The sequence below is a fragment of the Ornithinimicrobium cryptoxanthini genome, from assembly GCF_023923205.1.
Taxonomy (GTDB): domain Bacteria; phylum Actinomycetota; class Actinomycetes; order Actinomycetales; family Dermatophilaceae; genus Ornithinicoccus; species Ornithinicoccus cryptoxanthini.
In genome coordinates this window covers 288,660-309,275 of sequence record NZ_CP099490.1, presented here as the reverse complement: position 1 = coordinate 309,275, position 20,616 = coordinate 288,660, and the positions used below count along the sequence as shown (strand labels likewise).

Sequence of the window (20,616 nt, the reverse complement as noted above, 5' to 3'; positions counted from 1 at the left end):
GCCTCCACCACGGCGGCACCCCTCAAAGGAGAGATCAAGCAAATGACCCACAAGAAGCTCGTCGCGACCGCGGTCGTGTCAGCCAGCGCCCTGCTCCTGTCGGCCTGCGGCAACGCCGGACCCGGCGGCGACGGCGAGGGAGAGTTCACCGACGGCAAGGTCGTCATCGGCGTCCTCAACGACCAGTCAGGTGTCTACAAGGACCTGTCCGGGCCCAACAGCGTCATAGCCGTGGAGATGGCGGTCGCGGACTACGAGGAGGAGTACGGCGACGACGCCGTGATCCCCGAGATCGAGGTCATCGACGCCGACCACCAGAACAAGCCGGACGTCGCCAACACCAAGGCCCAGGAGATGTATGAGCGTCAGGGCGCCGACATCATCCTGGACGTGCCGACCTCCTCGGCCGCCCTCGCCGTCGCGGACCAGGCCAACTCGCACAAGAAGCTGCACTTCAACATCGGAGCAGCGACCACCGAGCTCACTGGCGCACAGTGCAACCCCTACACGTTCCACTACGCCTACGACACCTACCAACTGGCCAACGGCACCGGCAAGACCGTCACCGAGAACGGCGACACCAACTGGCAGATCATCTACCCGGACTACGCCTTCGGTCAGGACATGGACAAGTCGTTCACCGCTGCCATCGAGGCCGCGGGCGGCACCGTCGGTGGGCACATCGCCACCCCGTTCCCGAACGACAACTTCGCCACCTTCCTGACCAAGGCAGCCGCTGAGAAGCCGGACGTCATCGGCACAATGCAGGCCGGCGGTGACCTGATCAACCTGGTCAAGCAGTACGGCCAGGCCGGCCTCGCCGACCAGGGCATCAGCCTTGCAGTGGGCCTGATGTTCATCACCGACATCCACAGCCTGGGTGTCGAGCCGTTCAAGGGCGTCACCTTCACCGACGCCTGGTACTGGGACATGGACGACGAGTCGCGCGCCTGGGCCGACGAGTTCATGGAGGAGACCGGCGGCCGTCCGTCCTTCGCGCACGCCGCCAACTACTCCGCCGCCAAGCAGTACCTCGAGGCCGTCCAGCAGGAGGGCAGCGACGACGCTGACACCGTGGTCGGACACCTTGAGGGCAAGGAGGTCGACGACGTCTTCCTGCGCGACGGCAAGTTCCGCGCCGAGGACCACCGCGTGATCCACGACGTCTACCTGGCCAAGGTCAAGGACGCTGCGGACGTCACGGAGGAGTGGGACTACGAGGAGATCGTCAGCACCATCCCGGCTGCTGAGGCCTTCCGCCCGGTCGAGGACTCCATCGCCGCCGGCTGCAACCTCGGCGACTGACCACTGGCTCCGGGGGCCGGCCACGAGCCGGCCCCCGGGGCTGTCCACCCAACTGCGAGGACAAAACGCATGAACTCGGTGTTGCAGTACACGATCCAGGGACTGGCGACCGGCAGCTTCTATGCCATCGCCGCTCTCGGGCTCGCCATCATCTTCGGCGTGCTGGGCGTGGTGAACTTCGCCCACGGAGCCTGCTACATGCTCGGAGCCGTGGTCGCCGCCGTGCTGCTCGATGTGATCGGCCTGAACTTCTGGGCGGCCCTCATCGTGGTGCCGATCCTGCTGTTCATCTTTGGGGTGATCCTCGAGCGCGGCCTGGTCCGGTGGCTCCTGCAGCTAGATCCGCTCTACAACTTCCTGCTGACCTTCGGCCTCTCGCTCTTCCTGGTCGACCTGATCAAGCGGCAGTATGGCGTGTCTGGCCTGCCCTACACCATCCCTGACGTGCTGACCGGGCAGATCATCATGGGCAGCCTGCGGCTGCCGACCTACCACGTCTTTGTGTTTGTTGCCTCGCTGCTCGTCTGTCTCGCCGTCTGGATGCTGATGACCCGCACCCGACTGGGCATGATCGTGCGCGCCGCCACCGAGCGCTCCGAGCTGACCCGGGCCCTCGGCATCGACGTCGGCCGCTGGGTCACCCCGGTCTTCGGCTTCGGCATCGCCCTGGCGGGCCTGGCCGGAGTCCTGGCCGCACCGATGCGCGCGATCACCGCAGACATGGGCAGCAGCTTCATCATCATCCTGTTTGCCGTCGTCGTCATCGGCGGGCTCGGGTCCATCGTGGGCGCGGTCGTCGCCGGCTTCCTGGTGGGGCTGGTCGAGGCGTTCGGGCAGGCCTACGCGCCGACCTTCTCCCAGGTCGCGATCTTTGTCCTGATGGCCCTGGTCATCCTGTTCAAGCCCAACGGGCTGTTCGGCCGCGAGGAGTCCGCATGAGCACCCACACTGCCCACTCCGACGCGACCACGGCCCCCGGGCCCTCGGGGGTCGAGCGGGTCACCCACGCAACAGGTCGCTCCTGGCGCCACCTGGCGCTGCTCGCCGCGGGCCTGGTGCTGGCCCTGGCGCTGCCCCGGATCATCTATCCTCCGGTCGCCATGGACATCGCGGCCTGGGCCCTCTTCGCGGTCGCCCTGGACCTGCTGCTCGGCTTCGGTGGGCTGTTGTCCTTCGGGCACGCGGCCTTCTGGGGCGGCTCGGCCTACGTCACCGGCCTCGTGGCCATCAACTACGGGCTGCCCTTCCCGCTGGCCGTGCTGGTTGGCGCGGTGGCCGCCATGCTGCTCGCCCTGCCGATCGGCTACCTCTCGGTCCGCAGCACCGGCATCTACTTCGCCATGGTCACCCTGGCCTTTGCGCAGATGATCTACTTCATCGCCAACCAGTGGAACGACGTGACGGGTGGTGAGAACGGGCTGCAGTCGGTGCCGACCAACTTCTTCGGCATCGAGGCGGTCGAGACCGACTCGTTCTGGTTCTACTACGCCGCCCTGCCGATGATCATCCTCGGCATGTGGATCGCGTGGCGGGTCGTGCACTCACCGTTCGGCCGGGTCCTCGTCGCCACCCGCGACAACGCCCCCCGGGCACGGGCACTGGGCTACAACGTCGAGGGCTATCGCATCACGGTCTTCGTCATCTCGGCCGGGCTCGCCGGGCTGGCCGGTGGCCTGTTCGCCATCAGCCACGGCTTCGTGTCACTGCAGGAGGTCATCTGGAACACCTCCGGCAAGGTCGTGCTGATCACCGTGCTCGGCGGCATCGGCACCCTGTGGGGCGGCATCCTCGGCGCGATCGTCATCGTCGTCCTCGAGGACCAGCTCGCCTCCTCCGGCTTCGAGGGGATCGGCATCATCACCGGCACCGTCTTTGTCGTGGTGGTCCTGCTCTTCCGCCGCGGCATCTGGGGCACCGTCGCCGACTTCCTGGCCCGACGAAAGGGTCGAGAGGTCGAGGGAGATGATGTCGGCATCGCCGACGAGGAGCACCAGCCCTAGCTCGACCGCAGACTCGCTCAGCAAGGCGCAGAGATGGCCCGGACCAGTCGGTCCGGGCCATCTCTGCGTCTGCGGGCCATCTCTGCGCCTGGTGGCCATGGGCCGCCATCGGGCTATCAGGCGTCTTCGGGCCTCACGAGCCGTCCGTCGGCGCGCCGTGCGAGTGCGGGAGCACGCTGCGCAACCGCAGCGCCAGCCCGAGCTCAAGCAGGTTCTCCGGGCTCTGCCACCCGTCACCGAGCAGTCGTCCGATCCGGTCGAGGCGCTGGGTGACCGTGTTGGGGTGGACGTGCAGCCGCTCGCCGGTGCGGGCCAGGTGCCGGTCCTCAGCCAGCCACAGCGCCAGCGTCTGCACCAGCTCGGTGCCCCTCTCCTCGTCGTAGTCGAGCAACGCGCCAAGCCGGGCATGGACGTGCTCGCCCGGATCGTGCCGCCCCATCAGCAGACCGACGAAGCCCAGCGTCGCGGCGTCGGCGACGTCGCCGCGGCGACCGAGGGCCAGCAGGGCGTCCAGGCACCGGGAGGACTCTTCATATGCCGCCCGGACCCCGTCCACCCCCGTGACCGGACCAGCAGCGCCCACCGTCGGCACGGCCCGGCCCACCGGGACGTTCGACGCACTGGTGGCCCGGCGCGCGAGCCGGCGACCGGCCTCGAGCGGAACGACGTCCGGGAGGACGAGCACGAGGCGCTCCCCCACGTCAGCGCTGAGACCGTTGGTGTTGGTCGTCAGGTCCACCGCCGACTGCTTGAGCTGTGCGTCGGCGCCGTCCACGACCAGCACCGCATGCGGCTGGGCCAGGTCCGTCCCCAGCAGGCTCGCCCGCGCGGTCAGCGACCCAGCCCCGGACCGACCCACGAGCAGGTCCACGAGCAGGTCCGCACGCCGCCGTGTCTGCGCCTCGGAGACGCTGCGCTGCACCACCATGATCAGCGCCGCCGTCGTCGCGGCGCGTTCCAGGATCCGGCGGGACACGTCGTCCAGCTCGCTGCGGGTCAGCACCGCCGCCAGCGGTGTCCCGCCGGCAAAGACGGGCGCGATGCTCACCCCGCCCTCGACATGGGTCCCGCTGTCACCGAAGGCGATCGACACCAGCTCCAGCTCCGGCCCGGCCGGCGGGTCGTCGGGAGCGCTGCTGGCCAGCGTCGCGCCGTGCGCGTCGATGACGTGGACCGGCTCCTGCAGCACCTGGTGCAGCTCATGGACCATGTCGTCCAGTGACCCTCCCTGCAGGACGACGCCGGTGAGCCGCTCGTGCGCCACACTGGCCAGCTGGACGCCCTCGACGTTGCGCTGGAGCAGCTCACTGGTCTGCTTCAGGTCAGCGAGTGCGGCCTGCGTCTCGCGGATCCGCCGGGCGTTGTCCAGCGCCACCGCGGCGTGACCGGCAAAGCTGGTGAGCAGCCCGACGTCCGCCCGACTGAACGGACGCGCGTCGTGGTTGGCGGCATACAGCACCCCGATCACCGTGCGCCCGAGCAGCAGCGGCACGCCCAGGATCGCCCGGAGCTCCTCCCCGTCGACCGCGCTGTCGATGGGTCGGGTGTGGTTGAACCGCTCGTCGGCGAAGTAGTCGTCGGTCATGTAGGGCCGCGCCGTCTGGGCCACCAGCCCGCCCAGCCCCTCACCAAAACCGAGCCGCACGTTGCGGAACTCCTCGGTGTGGATGCCCTGCGTGACCCTCATGTAGGTCGCGCCCAGCTCGTCGTCGTTGAGCGAGAGATAGGAGACGTCGCAGCCGAGCAGCGTGCGGACCCGACGCACGATCGCCTCGAGCACGTCGTCGAGGTCCTTCAGCGCCGCCAGGTCGGCGACCGTGTCGAACAGGGCGCTCAGCTCGGCCTCTCGGCGCCGGTCCTGCTCGCGCAGGCCTCTCGCCCGCAGCGCGAGGGCGTGGACCCGGTCTGCCGCGGCCTGCTCGTCTGGTCCTGCCCCCTTGCGCAGCTCCTCGTAGTCGCTCAGCGGGCGGTCGTCAGCCAGCAGCGCGAGGAAGTGCTCAGCGAGGTCCTGCTCAGTCATGACGCCTCATGGTCGGCCGCCCGAGCCGCGGTCCGCGCCTGCCAGACGAGCCCCGCCGCCACGAGGTCCTCCAGTGCTGTGCCCACCGACTTGAAGACGGTCACCTCACTGTCCTCGCGTCGACCCGGATGGGCCCCGCCAGCCAGGTCCGTGAGGGTGGCCACGACGTCAGACTCCTGCAGTATGCCGCGGGCCAGGGGGCCGGTCAGGTCACCGGCCTCGTGCAGCGCCTCGCGCACGTCGACGAAGAGGCTCGCCGAGGTAACCAGCGCCTCGTCCGCCTCCACCATTGCCGGGGTGAACGCCCCGATGAGGTCCACGTGGGCGCCGGGGCGCACGTCCTGCGCGAGCACGAGCGGACTAGTGGCGGAGGTGGCGGCGGTGATCACGTCGGCGGTCCGCACGGCCTCGCGCAGGTCAGGTGCGACCTCGGCGGCAACGCCCGCTCCACGCAGCTGTTCCACGAGGGTCTGCGCTCCCTCCGGGGAGCGGCTCCAGACCCGTGTCAGCCCGACGTCACGGACCCCGGCATAGCAGGACGGGATCGCCGAAGCCACGTTGCCGGCACCGATCAGCAGGTGCTCGCGCACCTCGGCCGGCGCCAGGTAGTCCGCGGCCAGGGCGCTGGCCGCGGCGGTGCGCCAGCGCGTGAGCTCGGTGCCGTCAAGCACCGCGACGGGCTGGCCGGTCCTCGCGCTGCTGAGCAGATAGGAACCGTAGAGACCGGGCAGCCCCTGCGCGCGGTTCTGCGGGAAGTGACCGACGACCTTGACTCCCAGCCAGGCGCCCCGCTGCCACGCGGGCATCACCAGCAGGGTGGCGTCCAGGGCGTCGTCGATCCGGTGGTGGGCACGCTCGGGCACAACGGCTGTGTCCGGTGCGGCGAACGCTTCCCGCAGGGCCGCGACCAGGGCCGAGGGGTCCAGGACTTGGCGGATCGTGTGGGCATCGACGAACTCCATGCCCACACTCAACCATCCGGCGTGCCGTTGGCCTCAACCCCCGCGAATTTGAAGCGCGTGACGTCCTTGGGGAAGTCGAACCACGCCAGCACGCGGCGGGGTGTGATGACGCGCAGGCCGCCGCCGTCCTCTCCCGACCACGAGTCAGGACCGGGCGAGTAGTCCAGGTCGTGATATTTCCCGAAGGCCTCGGCCAGGCGTGCCCCGAGCCCGTCCGCCTCGGCCCGGGTGGCCACCGACCCGCCCTCGACGATGACGGCCTCGGTCCCGCTCTCCAGGGTCAGCGTGACGGCCGGGTTCTGCTCCACGTTGCGCGTGTGCCGGGTGGTGGGAGCACCGTCATACCAGAACCGACCCTCGAGCCAGACGCCCCAACGGGGCACCGAGTGCGGCGTCCCGTCGGGCCGCACGCTGCTGAGCCAGTAGTGCTTCGCGCGCTCGAGGCGGGTCTCGATCTCGGCCCAGCTCAACAGACCCTCGGAGGTCTCCGGGACGCCATACCCCTCAGGCATCTCGGGACGACCGACGTAGGGACTCACCGACTGCTCTGGCTCCATCACCTCACGGTAGACCCGAGCTCTGACACCCGCCGACCGAGGCTCAGACGTCCCCGCCCAGCAGGTCGAACCGCTGGATCGTCTCCTCCCGGCCCGGGCCGACACCGATGGCCGAGACGCGCGCCCCGATCAGCTCCTCCAGCCGCAGCACATAGTTCTGCGCGTTGACCGGCAGCTCCTCGAAGGTGCGGCAGTGACTGATCTCCTCCCACCAGCCGGGCAGCTCCTCATAGATCGGCGTGGCGTGGTGGAAGTCGGACTGGTTGACCGGCATCGAGTCGTGGCGGATGCCCTGCACCTCGTAGGCGACACAGACCGGCACCTTCTCCAGGCCGGTCAGGATGTCGAGCTTGGTGATGACGAAGTCGGTGACCCCGTTGATCCGCTGGGCATAGCGACCCATCACCGCATCGACCCAGCCACAGCGGCGCGGGCGACCGGTGGTCGTGCCGTACTCCGCGCCCGTCTTGCGCAGGAACTCGCCCATGTCGTCGTGCAGCTCGGTCGGGAACGGGCCCTCCCCGACCCGGCTCGTGTAGGCCTTGAGGATGCCGATCACGCTGTCGATCCGGGTCGGCGCCACACCGGAGCCGGTGCAGGCCCCACCCGAGGTGGCGTTGGACGACGTGACGAACGGATAGGTGCCGTGGTCGACGTCGAGCAACGTCGCCTGGCCCGCCTCGAACAGCACCGTCTTGCCCGCGTCCAGGGCCTCGTTGAGCTCCAGCGCGGTGTCGCAGACCATCGGGCGGATCCGCTCGGCGTGCCGCAGCAGCTCCTCCATGACCTCCTCCACCTCGACGGCGCGCCGGTTGTAGATCTTGAGCAGCAGCTGGTTCTTGGTGTCCAGCGCGGCGGTGACCTTCTGGCGGAGGATGGACTCGTCATACAGGTCCTGCACGCGGATGCCGACGCGGTTCATCTTGTCGGCATAGGTCGGGCCGATCCCGCGGCCGGTCGTCCCGAGCTTGCGGCTGCCGAGGAAGCGCTCAGTCACCTTGTCCAGCGTGCGGTTGTAGGGCGGGATCACGTGCGCGTTGGCGCTGAGCCGGAGGCGGGAGGTGTCGACGCCACGCGCCTCGAGGCCATCGAGCTCCTCGATCAGCACACTCAGGTCGACGACGACACCGTTGGCGATCACTGGCACGACCCCGGGGCTGAGGATGCCAGAGGGCAGCAGGTGCAGCGCATACTTCTGGTCGCCGATCACCACCGTGTGCCCGGCGTTGTTGCCGCCGTTGAACTTCACGACGTAGTCGACGCGGCTGCCGAGCAGGTCGGTCGCCTTGCCCTTGCCCTCATCGCCCCACTGGGCTCCTACCAGGACCACTGCCGGCATGCTGCCCACCTTGTTGTCGAGAATGTCAGGGTTCAGGTTATCGGTCACTGACATCGGGCAGTATGCCGACAGGTGCCAACCATGGGAGGTCCCGACCGCGTTGGAGGGGTAGGAGGTGCTGATGACCGATCCTGAAGCAGAGTTCGTCGCCTATGTCAACGCGCGGCGCGGTGCGCTGCTGCGCTCGGCCATGCTGATCACCGGGGATCCGCACACGGCCCAGGACCTCCTGCAGGACGCCCTCATCAAGCTCGCCGCGCGGTGGGAGCGGGTCGGTGAGGGCAGCCCCGACGCCTATGTGCGCCGGATCATGTTCCACGACAACATCTCGCGCTGGCGGCGCACCAGGCGCGAGGTGCCGGTTCGTGAGATCGCTGAGTCGGCGCGGCCGCTGGGTGGGTCCGAGCCGGTCGACCCCGCTCGGGTCGTGACCGGCCTGGACGTGCGTCGCGCCCTCGGGGAGCTCACCGACAAGCAGCGCGCGGTGCTGGTCCTGCGCTACTACGACGACCTGAGCGAGACCCAGATCGCGCAGACCCTGGGGGTCAGCAACGGCACGGTCAAGAGCCAGGCGCACGCCGCGCTCAAACGGCTGCGGGAGCTCCTCCCGGAGGCCGCCGAGGCGCTGGTCAGATCGGAGGAGAGACCATGAGCGACGACGAGATCCGCGACCTGCTCGACCTCGGTGTCGAGGAGCCCGACCCCCGCGAGGAGCTGACTGCCGAGCAGCTCTGGACGGCTGGTCGGCGCCAGCGGAGCCGGGGCCGTGCGTGGCTCGGCGGACTGGGCGCCGCAGCGGCTGCCGCTGGCATCCTCGGCATCGTCTGGGCGCAAGGACTGGCCGGCGGTGACGCCGCGCCGCCGCCACCTGCGGACACGACGCCCGGCCCGACCGAGGCAGCCGACCCCGGCTCCCGGGGTGAGCCCTACCTGGCGATGTTCCACCGCGCGGAGACCGAACCTCCGGCACAGCTCAGCGGCACCTCCACGCCCGCAACGCTGGAGGACCTGCAGGGCACGTGGCACGGCCCTGACGGAGAGCGCCTCGTGGTCGAGGAGGACCAGGTCATCCTCACGATCACCAACTGTGAGTCAGCCAGATCCTCAGGCACCGTCTCGGTGGATGGACAGCTCTCCGCCTCGGAGTGGAGTTTCAGCACCGCCGACGGCCCCGACTGCGAGCAGCGGGACGCTGCGATGACGAATTGGACGAGCGCCCTCATGCAGAGCCCGCTGCTCAGCCTGGACGGCGAGACGCTCCTCGTCACCGGCCTCGACGGCACGAGCGACGAGCCCCGCGTCCACGTGGCGCTGACCCTTGGACTGGTTGATGACTTCGGCGGGACCTGGGCGGACGTTCCCGCCCGGACCGGCATCACCCCCATCGCCCTGGGTCGGGACTTCGCGCTCCTCACGGGCGGCGGAGGTGACGGCACGCGGCTAGACAGCATCCACGAGCTCCTGCTGGAGGACCGCCCGGGTGCCGCGCAAAGTGCACAGGGCTATGAGATCGAGCTCATTGGTGACCCGGGGACCTGCCCGCTGGAGATGCAGAGCTCGCTGCGCTCGGACGATGTCCTGCTCGTGGGCGCACCTGCGCAGTTCTCGGCCTGCGCCGAGGGCAGTGACAGCTACCTGCCCCCGGCTGAGCCCTCGCCCGCGGTGGTGGCCCTGCTGCGCAGCGGGCCGACCGTCGGCTTCGACGACGGCACCATGATCATCAGCGGCACGATCCCGGAGTCGCTCCTGGAGCAGCCCACGCCACCGGTCGACGCGACACCGACCAGCGAACCACCCGACGACGGGTCTGCGGGCCCGACCGACGACGAGACCGGCGCGGAGACGCCGTCCTACCGTGACGACATACCTCTGGTCGTCGGCACACCCACCGTGGTGCTGATGTCCGAGGGCGGCTGGGCACCCACCGGCGAGTTGACGCCACTGACCGACGCGACGGCGGTGAACCGGCACTGGCTGATGGTCCAGGTCATCGACGACTCTGGTGTGGTGGACCAGCCCTGGAGCGACTACGGGCTCACCTTCGACGGCTCGGCGGTGCACGTGCGGGAGTGCTCGGTCGACGTCAGCGTGCCGGGGCATCTGCGTGACGGGGTCTTCGTGGCGACCGGGGAGCCGCAGTGGGTGGACGATCCGGACCCGGGTTCCGACTGCCCGGTCCCGGTGTATACCGACGAGTGGGTGCAGATCCTGACCAGCGAGCCACGGATGAGCACCGACGGCGAGATCCTGGTGATCGCCGGAGGCGCTGACGACACGCAGCTGGAGCCCGTGGGCCTCGCCCTGCTCGCCGATGGTGTCGACGATCCCCAAGGCGGCCCGACCGCGCCGGTCACCCTCGACGATCTGGCCGCTGGTCTGGTGGAGGTCCGCGGGGACGTGGCGGTGCAGGACGTCGGGGTCTCCGACGTCCGCGACCTGCAGCCGGAGCACACCGCACGGCTGTCTCTCGAGGAGGGGGTCGTGACTGTCGACGTCGGGTGCACCGAGCCCCTTCGGGGACCCGCGTGGTTCTCGCAGGTCGGTCCGGACAACGCCCCCTGGCGGCTCACCGCAGTCCTGCCCACCGAGCCGGACTGCACCGGTGCTGGGGCCGCCGACGCCGAGCTGTGGCGCCAGATGTTGGCGCACGGGGCCTTCCTGCACCACTTCGGCGACTACGTCATCCTCGACGCCTGGGCCGACCCGTCCCTCGCTCCGGTGGCCACATCCTGAGGGCCTGTGGCGCTGAACAGGAGTAGATGACCCTTGACACGCGGCCAACATCGTCTTGTCTCACGACACGAGCGTTCGTTGCCTTCTGACTCGTGCGTTTGGCGGGAACTACGGCGCGCCGGAGAATCCGTAGAGCACTTCTTCGCCCGGACTCACCGGGCAGACATCTGCCAGGAATACGTTGGAGGACTCGATCCGACCGTCGGCCTCGGCGGCAGTCAATTGTCTGCGCAGAGCCTGATCGTCGACTGGGTGCCAACGTTCTGGGGCGGCGAGAAAGGTTTCACGCGTAGGCGCATCGGCCACCTCAAATCCAGCGGTCCGCAAACAAGGGATAAAGACGTGAGTCCAATATTCGTAGAGCGCCTCCCACTGCTCGGCTTGATAGGACTCAAGGAAATGACCTCCTATCGGATAGGATGCAATACAAACGTATCGATCCAATTGAAATTGCTCACGTTGCGACTTGTGCATGGAGAAAGATTCGTCTGAATTGAGCGTCCAGCCGCGTTCCACAAGGCATCGATCAACAACGCCTTTCGATTCTTCGGGCGAAATCGTCCGGATTGGCTCGACAACGGGCGGATCAGTGATTCCTGCGGCCTCGGCAAGTTCCGCTAGATTCCGTTCCCAGCGCTCGTGTGAACCTGTTCTTTGTTCCACGTCAGGCTGAGACGAGCATGAGGAAAATAGGATCACCGTCACTGCAACCCAGGCAGGCAGGGTTATCCGTAGTAGTCGCACTGTAGGCACGGCCGCGCGGACCAACTCGCGCTCACCCCTCTCTCATTCGAGGTCGCCTCTCCGATCGCACCTCGAAGACTATCGCCGCGACGTTCCACAAACAAGCACATGCGACGTGAATCGTAAATTTGCATCTTGACAGGAGTCGAACTTTCCGCTGAGCCGAGACGTCCGCTTCGAACTAGTGGAGCGTGTAGTTAGTTGATTTACAGTTGCTCGGCTGCGACGATGGGGTATGGCGAATCGACCTGCCCCGGCGCTGGGGTTGCGTGATGGTGACCGCGAGGAACTGGGCCGGTTGACTCGGTCCTCCTCTGCTCGGGCGGGCCTGGCCCAACGGGCACGGATCGTGCTGCTGGCCGCGGACGGGGAGTCGAACACCTCGATCTCGGCGAAGGTAGGGGTCTCTCGGCCGACGGTGATCGACTGGCGCAACAGGTACACGGCCCAGGGGATCGTCGGGCTGGACGACGAAGCCCGGTCGGGCCGGCCGCGGACCATCGACCACCGCGAGATCGTCGCGCAGACGCTCAAGCCGCCACCGAAGAAGTACGGGGTGACGCACTGGTCCTCCCGGCTGCTGGGCCGGCACCTGGGCATCAGCAACGGAACGGTGGCCAAGGCGTGGCGCGACTACGGTGTCGCGCCGTGGCGGAGCGAGACGTTCAAGTTCTCCACCGACCCCGAGCTGGTCGCCAAGGTCACCGACGTCGTCGGGCTCTACCTGGCACCTCCGGAGAACGCGATCGTGCTGTGCGTGGACGAGAAGTCCCAGATCCAGGCCCTGGACCGGACCGCCCCGATGCTGCCGATGCAACCCGGACTGCCCGAGCGACGCACCCACGACTACAAGCGCAACGGCACCACGACGCTGTTTGCGGCGCTGGAGATCGCCACCGGCAAGGTCACCGGCGCCTGCAAGCCCCGGCACCGCCACCAGGAGTTCCTCGCCTTCCTCAAGCAGGTTGCCCGCGCCTACCCCGACGACGGCACAGGCCAGGAACTGCACCTGGTAATGGACAACTACGCCGCCCACAAGCGCGTCGAGGTCCGCGACTGGTTAGCCAAGAACCCCCGCATCCACGTCCACTTCACCCCGACCTCGGGCTCCTGGCTCAACCTCGTCGAAGTCTGGTTCGGCATCATCGAGCGCCAGGCGATCCACCGCGGCACCTTCAGATCAGTTAAAGACCTCAACGCCAAGATCCGCGCCTTCGTCGACGGCTGGAACGACCGCTGCCACCCCTTCGTCTGGACAAAGACCGCCGACGAGATCCTCAAGAAAGCCAACCGTCAGACTACTTCAAACACGAGCCACTAGGATGTGGCGGCTGACCTGAGGCCTCGATGTGACGCCAGTCTCAGTCTTGCTCTCCACATCACGAAATGCATGAGTTGCTGCAAGATAGTTCGGTGACAAGGACTCGTGACACCTGGCGCGGGTGCCGCGCTCCCACCCTCGCACCCCGGCATACGTGAAGCCCCACAACGGACCCCAGGCCTCCTGCTCAGGGCGACTCCCCGCACCGGGAGTCCCCCTAGTCCAGTAAGCCACGTCGGCAGGCGGCCATGCCGAGCTGGAACCGGGTGTCGACCCCGTGCTCGTCCATCAGGGCCGAGATGCGACGTCGCACGGTCCGCAGGCTCAGACCGACGTGGCGGGCGATGGCCTCGTCCTTGAAGCCGAGTCCCAACAGCTCCAGCACCCGCACGTCTGCCGCGGCGGCACCTCCGTCGTGGAAGGGAGCAGCCCTGCGCCACAGTTCCTCAAACAGGGCCACGAACGTCGACCGCACGTTCTGCGAGTGCACCAGCAGCATGTCAGGCGCCTCGACCGGATCGTCGTCCTCCGAGAGGAGCACCCCGCGGTCTCCGAAGATGATGAAGTCCAGCGGCACGTCCTCAAGGAAGCGCTGCCGCTCGCCGGCCAACGCCCGCGCCTCGGCCAGCACCCGCCAGCTCGGGTCGTCGAGGACGCTCAACGGAAAGATGGACTGCTGCTCACGACCGCTGGCCATCACCTCGGCGCGCAGCCGCTTGACTCTCTCCAGGTGTCCCGGGCCGCGAGCCAGCGTTGACGCCACCTGGCGCAGGACGCCCTCCGAGGTGCGCGCGAGCCGCTCGATCGCCTCGGGCACCTCGGACGCCGGGATCCGCTGCCACGCCGGCGTCGGGTTGCCGCCGAGCTGCAGGCCACGTTGGTAGTCGGCCTCATAGGTGCCGATCGACTGGCGCACACCCAGCAGCTCCTGGCGCCGTTCGGCCAGCTCGGCCTCCTCTACGTCCAGCAGGCGGCCCAGCGTCAGCCGCGGGTCCTCCGCCCGGACCAGCGCACCCTCGGTCAGGTGGATCAGGCGCAAGGCCTCGAGCTCGGCCAGGTGCCGCGCCGCCTTGGTGCGGGTCCACCCGAGCTCGGCGGCATGCCCCTCGATCGTGGCCGGCTCGCCCCGCAGGATGTGCCGGAAGAGCACCTGCGTGTCGTCGTCCAGCTGTCCCACGGATTGTTGAGCGTTCATAGATGGCAGGTTAAGGCCACTGGCCACATAGTGCCAGGTTTAGCGGAAATCGTGCGGCAAGATATGTCTTGTCAGGCACAACGTCACGGGGACACGGAGCCTTGACACGGGGGATGCGGCCGGAGCCGCCGTCTGCGACGGAGGCTACCGGCCGCCTCCATGCCCGAGGGAGTATGCCGCGGGGCCAGGTGTGTCGACGGCAGGTCGCCCGGATCGCTGCTCATGGACGGCCAGGCCCACGACCGACGCCAGCACGATCACGAAACCGGTCCACTGCGAGACTTCCAGTGAGGCGCCGAGGGCGACCACGCCGACGAGCGCCGCTGTCAGGGGGAAGGCCAGCTCGGCCAGCGTGGCGCGCGAGGCCGGGGTGTGCCCCAGGGCGCGATAGTAGAGGAGCAGGGCGAGCAGCCCCGGGAAGATCGCGAGCAGCAGGATGTTGGGGGCGGCATCGAGCCCGATGGCCAGCGGCGTCGAGGTCACCGCGCTCAGCACCACGAGCGTCAGCAGACCGACGCCGAAGCGCAGCGCCGTGATGTCCGCGAAACGCAGTTCGGCACTCGCCGCCCGGCCGAGCACGGTGCCAGCGGCCCACAACGCGGCAGCACCGACCGCCAGCCCCGCCGCGGCGGCGCTGGACACGCTCACCCCGAGCGGGTCGGCGAAGGCCAGCAGCCAGGCCCCGACAATCGCCGGCAGGGCGAACACGGCAAACCGGGCTCGCAGCCGCTCCCCCAGGATCAGCGCCGCCAGCAGCAGCGCGATGAGCGGCTGGAGCTTCTGCAGCACCTGCGGTGTGATCGGGTCACCGAGCCGGAAGGCCGCGGTGAACAATGTGGTCGCCAAGGCTGAGGAGCCGGCCCCGATCACCAGCACGCTCACCTTGGTCCGGGTGCTCGCGAGCCACACCGCCCGGACCGCGCCCACCAGCCACGGACTGACCAGCAGGGTCAGCAGAAGGTGCTCCCAGAAGACGATCGCGAGCGCGGGGTAGTCCCGGGCCAGCGGCTCGCGCCACAGCGCCGAGAGTCCCCACAGGGAGGCCGCGACGGCCACCAGCCACGTGCGGTCCCGCACCAGCGACCTGCTCACCGAGATCGGCTCAGAGACCGAGCTCGCGGGCCGCCTCGGCCGAGGAGTCACGCAGGAAGTTGGCGCAGCGCGCCTCCTCGTCGACCTCGCCGATGCGACCGGCAGCCTTGGCCAGCGCGGCCAGTGCGCGCAGGAACCCGCGGTTGGGCTCATGGCTCCACGGAACCGGCCCCTGGCCCTTCCACCCCGACCGGCGCAGGGAGTCGAGACCGCGGTGATAGCCGGTGCGCGCGAAGGCATACGCCTCCAGGTCGGCACCCTGGCCCAGGGCGGTCTCGGCCAGCACGGCCCACGCCATACTCGACGTGGGTTGTCCGGCGGCCACCTCGCGGGGGTCGACGCCCTCCGCCAGGCGGGCCGCCGCACCGTCCTCGGGCAGCAGCGTCTCGGGGATGCCCATCAGGTTGCCGCCGCCCATGACGGCTCCGCTGCCGAGGGTCACTGGTGCTTCCCCGCCGAGCGCAGGTTCTCGCAGGCCTCGACCACCCGGGCCGTCATGCTGGCCTCGGCCTCCTTGCCCCAGGTGCGCGGGTCATAGAGCTTCTTGTTGCCGACCTCGCCGTCGACCTTGAGCACGCCGTCGTAGTTGCTCATCATGAAACCGGCGACCGGACGGGTGAAGGCGTACTGCGTGTCCGTGTCGACGTTCATCTTCACCACGCCGTAGTCCACCGCGTCGGAGATCTCCTGCGCGCTGGAGCCGGACCCGCCGTGGAAGACCAGGTCGAACGGCAGCGACCCCTCGTCCAGGCCCAGCTCCTTGGCCGCGGCGGCCTGGGCGGCCTTGAGGATCTCCGGGCGCAGCTTGACGTTGCCCGGCTTGTAGACGCCGTGCACGTTGCCGAAGGTCAGGGCGGTCAGGTAGCGCCCCTCCTCGCGGGGGCCGAGCGCCTTCATCGTGGCGATCGCGTCCTGGGGGGTGGTGTAGAGCTTGTCGTTGATCTCGTTGGCGACCCCGTCTTCTTCGCCACCGACGACGCCGATCTCGACCTCGAGGATGATGCGCGCCTGCTGGCACAGGTCGAACAGCTCCACGGCGATCTGCAGGTTCTCGTCCAGGGGCGTTGCGGACCCGTCCCACATGTGCGACTGGAAGTAGGGCAGCCCGCCGCCCTTGACCCGCTCGAGCGACGCCGCGATCAGGGGGCGCACGAAGCCGTCCAGCTTGTCCTTGGGGCAGTGGTCGGTGTGCAGGGCGATGTTCACGTCATACTTCTTGGCGACCTCGTGGGCGAAGGCGCTGAACGCCAGCGACCCGGTCACCATGTCCTTCACGGCCTGGCCGGAGAAGTACTCCGCACCACCGGTCGAGACCTGGATGATGCCGTCACTGCCGGCGTCGGCGAAGCCCTTGATGGCGGCGTTGAGCGTCTGGCTGGAGGTGACGTTGATGGCCGGGTAGGCGAAGTTCTCGGCCTGCGCCCGGTCGATCATGTCGGCGTAGACCTCGGGGGTCGCGATGGGCATGGGGGTCCTCCTGGGTAAGGGGGCGGTGAGCGTCCTTGCCGTCCATCGTTCCACATGGGTATGCCGTGGGCTCAGGCGTGCTGCAGGGCCCAGTGGTACATCACGATCGCGGCGGCGGCGCCCGCATTGATCGAGCGGGTCGAGCCGTGCTGGGTGATCTCCAGGAGCGCTTCGCAGCCGGCGACCGCCTCAGGGCTGAGGCCCGGCCCCTCCTGGCCGAGGAGCAGCACGCACCGCTGCGGCAGCCGGTAGCTCTCCAGCGGCACCGCCCCCGGCACGTTGTCCAGCCCGATCACCGGGATGCCGCGCCCGTCGTCCTGGGTGGCCGCCCAGTCGAGCAGGTGCTGCACGTCACGGTGGTGGTGCTCGTGCTGATAGCGGTCGGTGACCATGGCGCCGCGCCTGTTCCAGCGACGTCGTCCGACGATGTGGAAGGCCTCGGCGTTGAACGCGTTGGCGGTGCGGATCACGGAGCCGATGTTGAAGTCGTGGCCCCAGTTCTCGACGGCCACGTGGAAGCCGTGCCGCCGGGTGTCCAGGTCGGCCACGATCGCCTCGTGCCGCCAGTAGCGGTAGCCGTCGACGACGTTGCGGCGGTCCCCCTCGCGAAGCAGCTCTGGGTCCAGGTGCTGAGGGAGGCTGCCGTCCGGCCCGGTCGGCCACGGCCGCTCCAGGGGCCCGACGCCGACTTCCGGGGCCTCGCCCGACTCAGACACCGGCGCTGCGGGCCCGGTTGTTCTCCAGCGCCCGGCGCACCACCCACCACACGACCAGTGCGACCACCACGACGATGACGACCTTCTGGAACGTGTCGGCATAGGGCTCGACCCGGTGCCAGTTCTCGCCCAGGTAGTAGCCGGCCAGCACAAAGATCGTGTTCCAGATGGCGCTGCCCGCCAGGGTGAGCAGACCAAAGATGTGCACGGGCATGCGCTCCACGCCGGCCGGGATCGAGATCAGGCTGCGGAAGATCGGGATCATCCGGCCAAAGAAGACGGCCTTCCTGCCGTGCCGCTCGAACCACGCCTCGGTCTTGTCCAGGTCGCTCATCTTGACCAGCGGCAGCCTGTCCCAGATCGCCCGCATCCGGTCGCGCCCCAGTGCCACGCCCAACGCATAGAGCGCGAGCGCCCCGATCACCGAACCAGCCGTGGTCCAGATCAGGGCCTCGGCGAGGGTGAACGAGCCACGGCTCGCGGTGAAGCCGGCCAGCGGCAGGATCACCTCGCTGGGGATCGGCGGAAAGAGGTTCTCCGCGGCGATCGCCAGACCCGCCCCGGGGCCGCCGAGGGTCTCCATCAGGTTGACGGCCCACCCGGCGACACCGGTCAGCTCTTCGCCGCTCATCAAGGCTCCTCGCTCGAGGGGCCCGCCCTCGTCAGTGACTGTGCCGGGTCATTCTCGCAAACAAACCTCGGCGACCCCGCCCTCCCTGTCCGGCTGGGCACGGTTAACGCACTTGTGAGCGGGAAATATCTGGCCCACAGGTGAGTTTTCCGTGCACAGGTTGGTGGGTGGCGATTTGGTGGGTGGCGACCCACGCCTAGAGAGTGTCCTGCACGATAAAGATCCCGTCGACGGGCGACTGCGCACACACCGAGGTCCAGCGCTCGTCGTCGGCCGCGCCGCCCCCACCGCCATACGAAATCGCCTCGCCCTCCATGGCCATCATGCCGCTGGTGCCGCTGTCGAAATAGGCATAGACCATGCGTGGCTCCTCCACGTCCGGGTTGTCAAAACCCTCTGCGTTGGGGAAGACCAGACCGGTGCGGAACCCATCGGTCTCGACATAGGGACACCCCTCGTCGGTGAACTCCACGACCCCCTCGATCAGCGCGTCCTCCCGCGGACCGTCGGCGTCGAACGGGAAGGTCGGCACCTCGAACCACCCGAGCTCCTGCGCGGTGGCGGGAGCCGTCGGCAGGTCATCAGCCGGCCTTGGCGGCACCTCGCTCAGGGTCTCGTGCGCCGCGACGTCGTTGACATAGACGATGTCGCGGGCGGGCGTGTCACCGCACAACGCTGCCCAGCTCTGCGCGAACTCGCCGGCGGCCGGCTGCTGCCAGCCCCCGGCATACTCCATCGTCTGGCCCTCGGTCGCATAGACGCGGCCCTTGCCGTCCACCACGCCGCGCACCCCGTTGTCATAGGTCACGCCGGTCGCGTTGGGCAGCATCAGCGCCGTGGCCCGCTCGCCCTCGACCAGCAGCGGACAGCCCGCGTCGGTGAACGCCAGGGTGCCGGACACCTGAGCGGCGTCGCCGCCGCCCTCGTCCCACGCATAGGTCGGGACGTCGAAGGTGTCAGTGATCGGCCCGCCAGCCGGGGCAACAGACGTGTCCTCCGCGGACGGCAGATAGGCCCAGACCAGCGCACCGACCATCAACGCTGCGGCAAAGCCACCCAGTCCGGCGGCAACCCAGCGACTCTGACGCCGTCTGGTCGCGCTGTGCTGGAGGTCCTCCAACGGCGGGGGTATGCCGGCGCCCAGGCGATCTGCCTCCTCGCGCAGGACGGTGGTGATCAGCTCGTCGGCGTCGTCTCGCTCAGACATCGTCGACCTCCAGGGGTGCGAGTGTGGCGGCCAGGGCGGACCTGGCGCGGGAGAGGCGGGACTTGACCGTGCCGGGCGCGACGCCGAGCTCGTCAGCGATGCGCGCGACGGGCAGGTCGACGAGGTAGTGCAGCACGACAACCTCGCGGTGCCCCTCGGGGAGCTCTTCCAGCGCCGCCAGCAGGCTGGTCCGGTCCTCGCGGCTGATGCCGGGCACCTGGGCGGGCTCGGGCACCTCGTCGACGAGCGACACCCGCGCGTGCTTTCGCCGCCGGTTGAGCCAGACCCGCCAGGCGACCGTGCGCAGCCAGCCGTCGGGGCTCTCATAGGTGCGGATCGTGTCCCAGCGCGGGATGAGCCGGACGAACGCCTCCTGCGCGACCTCGCCCGCGTCGGCGGCCGGCACACCCATCACCTGCAGCGTGCCGATCAGACGCCGGTAGGCCAGGGGGTAGTAGTCCCCGAGCGCAGCGTCCTGCTCCAGTCCCATGCCCATGACACCCGCCAGCCTCGCAGTTGGTTCCCTGGAGCCTAGGACACCTGCGGCGCCTGCCTAGACGCCGACCCGCTCCGACCTGCTCCCTGTGTCGACGCCCACCTCGGCCGCCGTCTGCCAGTGGCTGATCGAGGACTGCCAGACGGCGTGGGCCAGCGCCCCGAAGATCACCGCATAGAGGGCACCGGAGGCATAGCCCGCCCACTGCGAGAAGCCGGACCCGACGAACTCCACGACCACCCAGACGAGCATGGCCGGCCCGACCCAGCGTGGGCCCAGGCCACCGCGCCAGACAGCGACGCCGAGGAGGATGAAGCCGAGGACGGTGCCGAGCAGCCCGGCCGCCATGAACGGGATCCCGATGCCCCCCTCGCCACGGGCGAGGACTGCCGCGTGGGCGTCGAGGGCGGCCAGGTCCTGGGCCATCGCCAGCATCAGGACGTTCACACCGCCATAGACCGCGTGGCCGAAGGTTCCGAGGACCGCGAGCACCCCGCCGAGGGTGGCGAGCAGCGGCACGCGGGACCGGACCAGGTGGGCGACCCCGACCAGGCCCACGGCCAGGAAGAGCTGAGAGGCGGTGAAGCTCAGCGCGGAGATCGTGGCAGTGCCCTGGGCTGCGGCGATGGCCTCCAGGCGTTCGCGGTGCCCACCGGAGAAGTCGGGCATCAGCAGGACGCTGACGACGATCAGGGCGGCGCCCACGACCAGTGAGATGGCGACGGCGGTGCGGGTGAGCTGGGCGGGTTTCATAGTGTTGCTCCTTGCGGTCTGGGACGACCCAGGTGGTCGACCTGGCCCGACGCTAGGAGCGGCGCGGGTCGCTGCGGG

At 69.0% G+C, this 20,616-nt stretch carries 20 protein-coding genes; 6 read left to right on the top strand and 14 right to left on the bottom strand.

Annotated features, from left to right (window positions below; all coding sequences use genetic code 11):
* Positions 1 to 42: 42 nt before the first annotated feature.
* From NF557_RS01465 to NF557_RS01455, 3 genes are all read left to right on the top strand, one after another.
* Positions 43 to 1,305 (top strand): ABC transporter substrate-binding protein, encoded by a 1,263-nt coding sequence (locus tag NF557_RS01465; protein WP_252621331.1) that lies wholly within the window; start codon positions 43 to 45, stop codon positions 1,303 to 1,305.
* Positions 1,306 to 1,374: 69 nt separating this feature from the next.
* The gene (locus NF557_RS01460) at positions 1,375 to 2,244 is read left to right on the top strand and encodes a branched-chain amino acid ABC transporter permease (RefSeq protein WP_252621330.1); all 870 of its coding nucleotides are present in this window, start codon (positions 1,375 to 1,377) and stop codon (positions 2,242 to 2,244) included.
* A complete protein-coding gene (locus NF557_RS01455) occupies positions 2,241 to 3,305 on the top strand; it encodes a branched-chain amino acid ABC transporter permease (protein WP_252621329.1) in 1,065 nt (354 codons plus the stop codon). Before NF557_RS01460 ends, NF557_RS01455 begins: the two co-directional genes overlap by 4 nt.
* Positions 3,306 to 3,438: 133 nt before the next feature.
* Here the strand turns inward: NF557_RS01455 and NF557_RS01450 are convergent, their stop codons facing one another.
* The 4 genes from NF557_RS01450 to NF557_RS01435 are packed head-to-tail and all read right to left on the bottom strand — an operon-like array spanning position 3,439 to position 8,183.
* Positions 3,439 to 5,325: a helix-turn-helix domain-containing protein gene (locus NF557_RS01450; protein ID WP_252621328.1), complete on the bottom strand. Its 1,887-nt coding sequence runs from the start codon at positions 5,323 to 5,325 to the stop codon at positions 3,439 to 3,441.
* On the bottom strand, positions 5,322 to 6,287 hold the full coding sequence (gene lhpI, locus NF557_RS01445; protein WP_252621327.1) for a bifunctional Delta(1)-pyrroline-2-carboxylate/Delta(1)-piperideine-2-carboxylate reductase: 966 nt from the start codon (positions 6,285 to 6,287) through the stop codon (positions 5,322 to 5,324). The genes NF557_RS01450 and lhpI overlap by 4 nt, the downstream gene beginning before the upstream one ends.
* Before the next feature lie 8 nt (positions 6,288 to 6,295).
* Complete coding sequence (locus NF557_RS01440) at positions 6,296 to 6,844, bottom strand: pyridoxamine 5'-phosphate oxidase family protein (protein ID WP_252621326.1); 549 nt, start codon at positions 6,842 to 6,844, stop codon at positions 6,296 to 6,298.
* Positions 6,845 to 6,887: 43 nt separating this feature from the next.
* On the bottom strand, positions 6,888 to 8,183 hold the full coding sequence (locus tag NF557_RS01435; RefSeq protein WP_252624300.1) for an adenylosuccinate synthase: 1,296 nt from the start codon (positions 8,181 to 8,183) through the stop codon (positions 6,888 to 6,890).
* Between the two features lie 121 nt (positions 8,184 to 8,304).
* Here NF557_RS01435 and NF557_RS01430 point away from each other — a divergent pair, with 121 nt between their 5' ends.
* Positions 8,305 to 8,835 carry a SigE family RNA polymerase sigma factor gene (locus tag NF557_RS01430; protein WP_252621325.1) on the top strand — a complete coding sequence of 177 codons (531 nt, stop codon included), beginning with the start codon at positions 8,305 to 8,307 and terminating at the stop codon, positions 8,833 to 8,835.
* Positions 8,832 to 10,916, top strand: a complete 2,085-nt coding sequence (locus tag NF557_RS01425; protein ID WP_252621324.1) for a hypothetical protein — start codon at positions 8,832 to 8,834, stop codon at positions 10,914 to 10,916. Before NF557_RS01430 ends, NF557_RS01425 begins: the two co-directional genes overlap by 4 nt.
* Positions 10,917 to 11,024: 108 nt before the next feature.
* Here the strand turns inward: NF557_RS01425 and NF557_RS01420 are convergent, their stop codons facing one another.
* Positions 11,025 to 11,579, bottom strand: coding sequence for a hypothetical protein (locus NF557_RS01420; protein ID WP_252621323.1), 555 nt, complete (start codon positions 11,577 to 11,579; stop codon positions 11,025 to 11,027).
* Between the two features lie 316 nt (positions 11,580 to 11,895).
* Here NF557_RS01420 and NF557_RS01415 point away from each other — a divergent pair, with 316 nt between their 5' ends.
* On the top strand, positions 11,896 to 12,981 hold the full coding sequence (locus tag NF557_RS01415; protein ID WP_252621322.1) for an IS630 family transposase: 1,086 nt from the start codon (positions 11,896 to 11,898) through the stop codon (positions 12,979 to 12,981).
* 217 nt (positions 12,982 to 13,198) lie between these two features.
* Here NF557_RS01415 and NF557_RS01410 read toward each other — a convergent pair whose 3' ends face one another.
* The 9 genes from NF557_RS01410 to NF557_RS01370 form a co-directional block, all read right to left on the bottom strand.
* Positions 13,199 to 14,176 carry a helix-turn-helix domain-containing protein gene (locus NF557_RS01410; RefSeq protein ID WP_252621321.1) on the bottom strand — a complete coding sequence of 326 codons (978 nt, stop codon included), beginning with the start codon at positions 14,174 to 14,176 and terminating at the stop codon, positions 13,199 to 13,201.
* Positions 14,177 to 14,320: 144 nt separating this feature from the next.
* Positions 14,321 to 15,268, bottom strand: coding sequence for a DMT family transporter (locus NF557_RS01405; RefSeq protein WP_252621320.1), 948 nt, complete (start codon positions 15,266 to 15,268; stop codon positions 14,321 to 14,323).
* 10 nt (positions 15,269 to 15,278) lie between these two features.
* The gene (locus NF557_RS01400) at positions 15,279 to 15,686 is read right to left on the bottom strand and encodes a DUF3151 domain-containing protein (RefSeq protein WP_252624297.1); all 408 of its coding nucleotides are present in this window, start codon (positions 15,684 to 15,686) and stop codon (positions 15,279 to 15,281) included.
* 20 nt (positions 15,687 to 15,706) lie between these two features.
* Positions 15,707 to 16,735 (bottom strand): class II fructose-bisphosphate aldolase, encoded by a 1,029-nt coding sequence (gene fbaA / locus NF557_RS01395; RefSeq protein ID WP_252621319.1) that lies wholly within the window; start codon positions 16,733 to 16,735, stop codon positions 15,707 to 15,709.
* Positions 16,736 to 16,806: 71 nt separating this feature from the next.
* Complete coding sequence (locus NF557_RS01390; protein ID WP_252621318.1) at positions 16,807 to 17,451, bottom strand: TrmH family RNA methyltransferase; 645 nt, start codon at positions 17,449 to 17,451, stop codon at positions 16,807 to 16,809.
* Positions 17,444 to 18,082, bottom strand: a complete 639-nt coding sequence (locus tag NF557_RS01385; protein WP_252621317.1) for a DedA family protein — start codon at positions 18,080 to 18,082, stop codon at positions 17,444 to 17,446. The genes NF557_RS01390 and NF557_RS01385 overlap by 8 nt, the downstream gene beginning before the upstream one ends.
* Positions 18,083 to 18,278: 196 nt before the next feature.
* Entirely contained in the window at positions 18,279 to 19,289 is a 1,011-nt protein-coding gene (locus NF557_RS01380; RefSeq protein WP_252621316.1) for a hypothetical protein, read from the bottom strand.
* Positions 19,282 to 19,785, bottom strand: a complete 504-nt coding sequence (locus NF557_RS01375) for an RNA polymerase sigma factor (RefSeq protein ID WP_252621315.1) — start codon at positions 19,783 to 19,785, stop codon at positions 19,282 to 19,284. Before NF557_RS01375 ends, NF557_RS01380 begins: the two co-directional genes overlap by 8 nt.
* A gap of 57 nt (positions 19,786 to 19,842) precedes the next feature.
* Entirely contained in the window at positions 19,843 to 20,538 is a 696-nt protein-coding gene (locus NF557_RS01370) for a hypothetical protein (protein ID WP_252621314.1), read from the bottom strand.
* Positions 20,539 to 20,616: the final 78 nt, after the last annotated feature.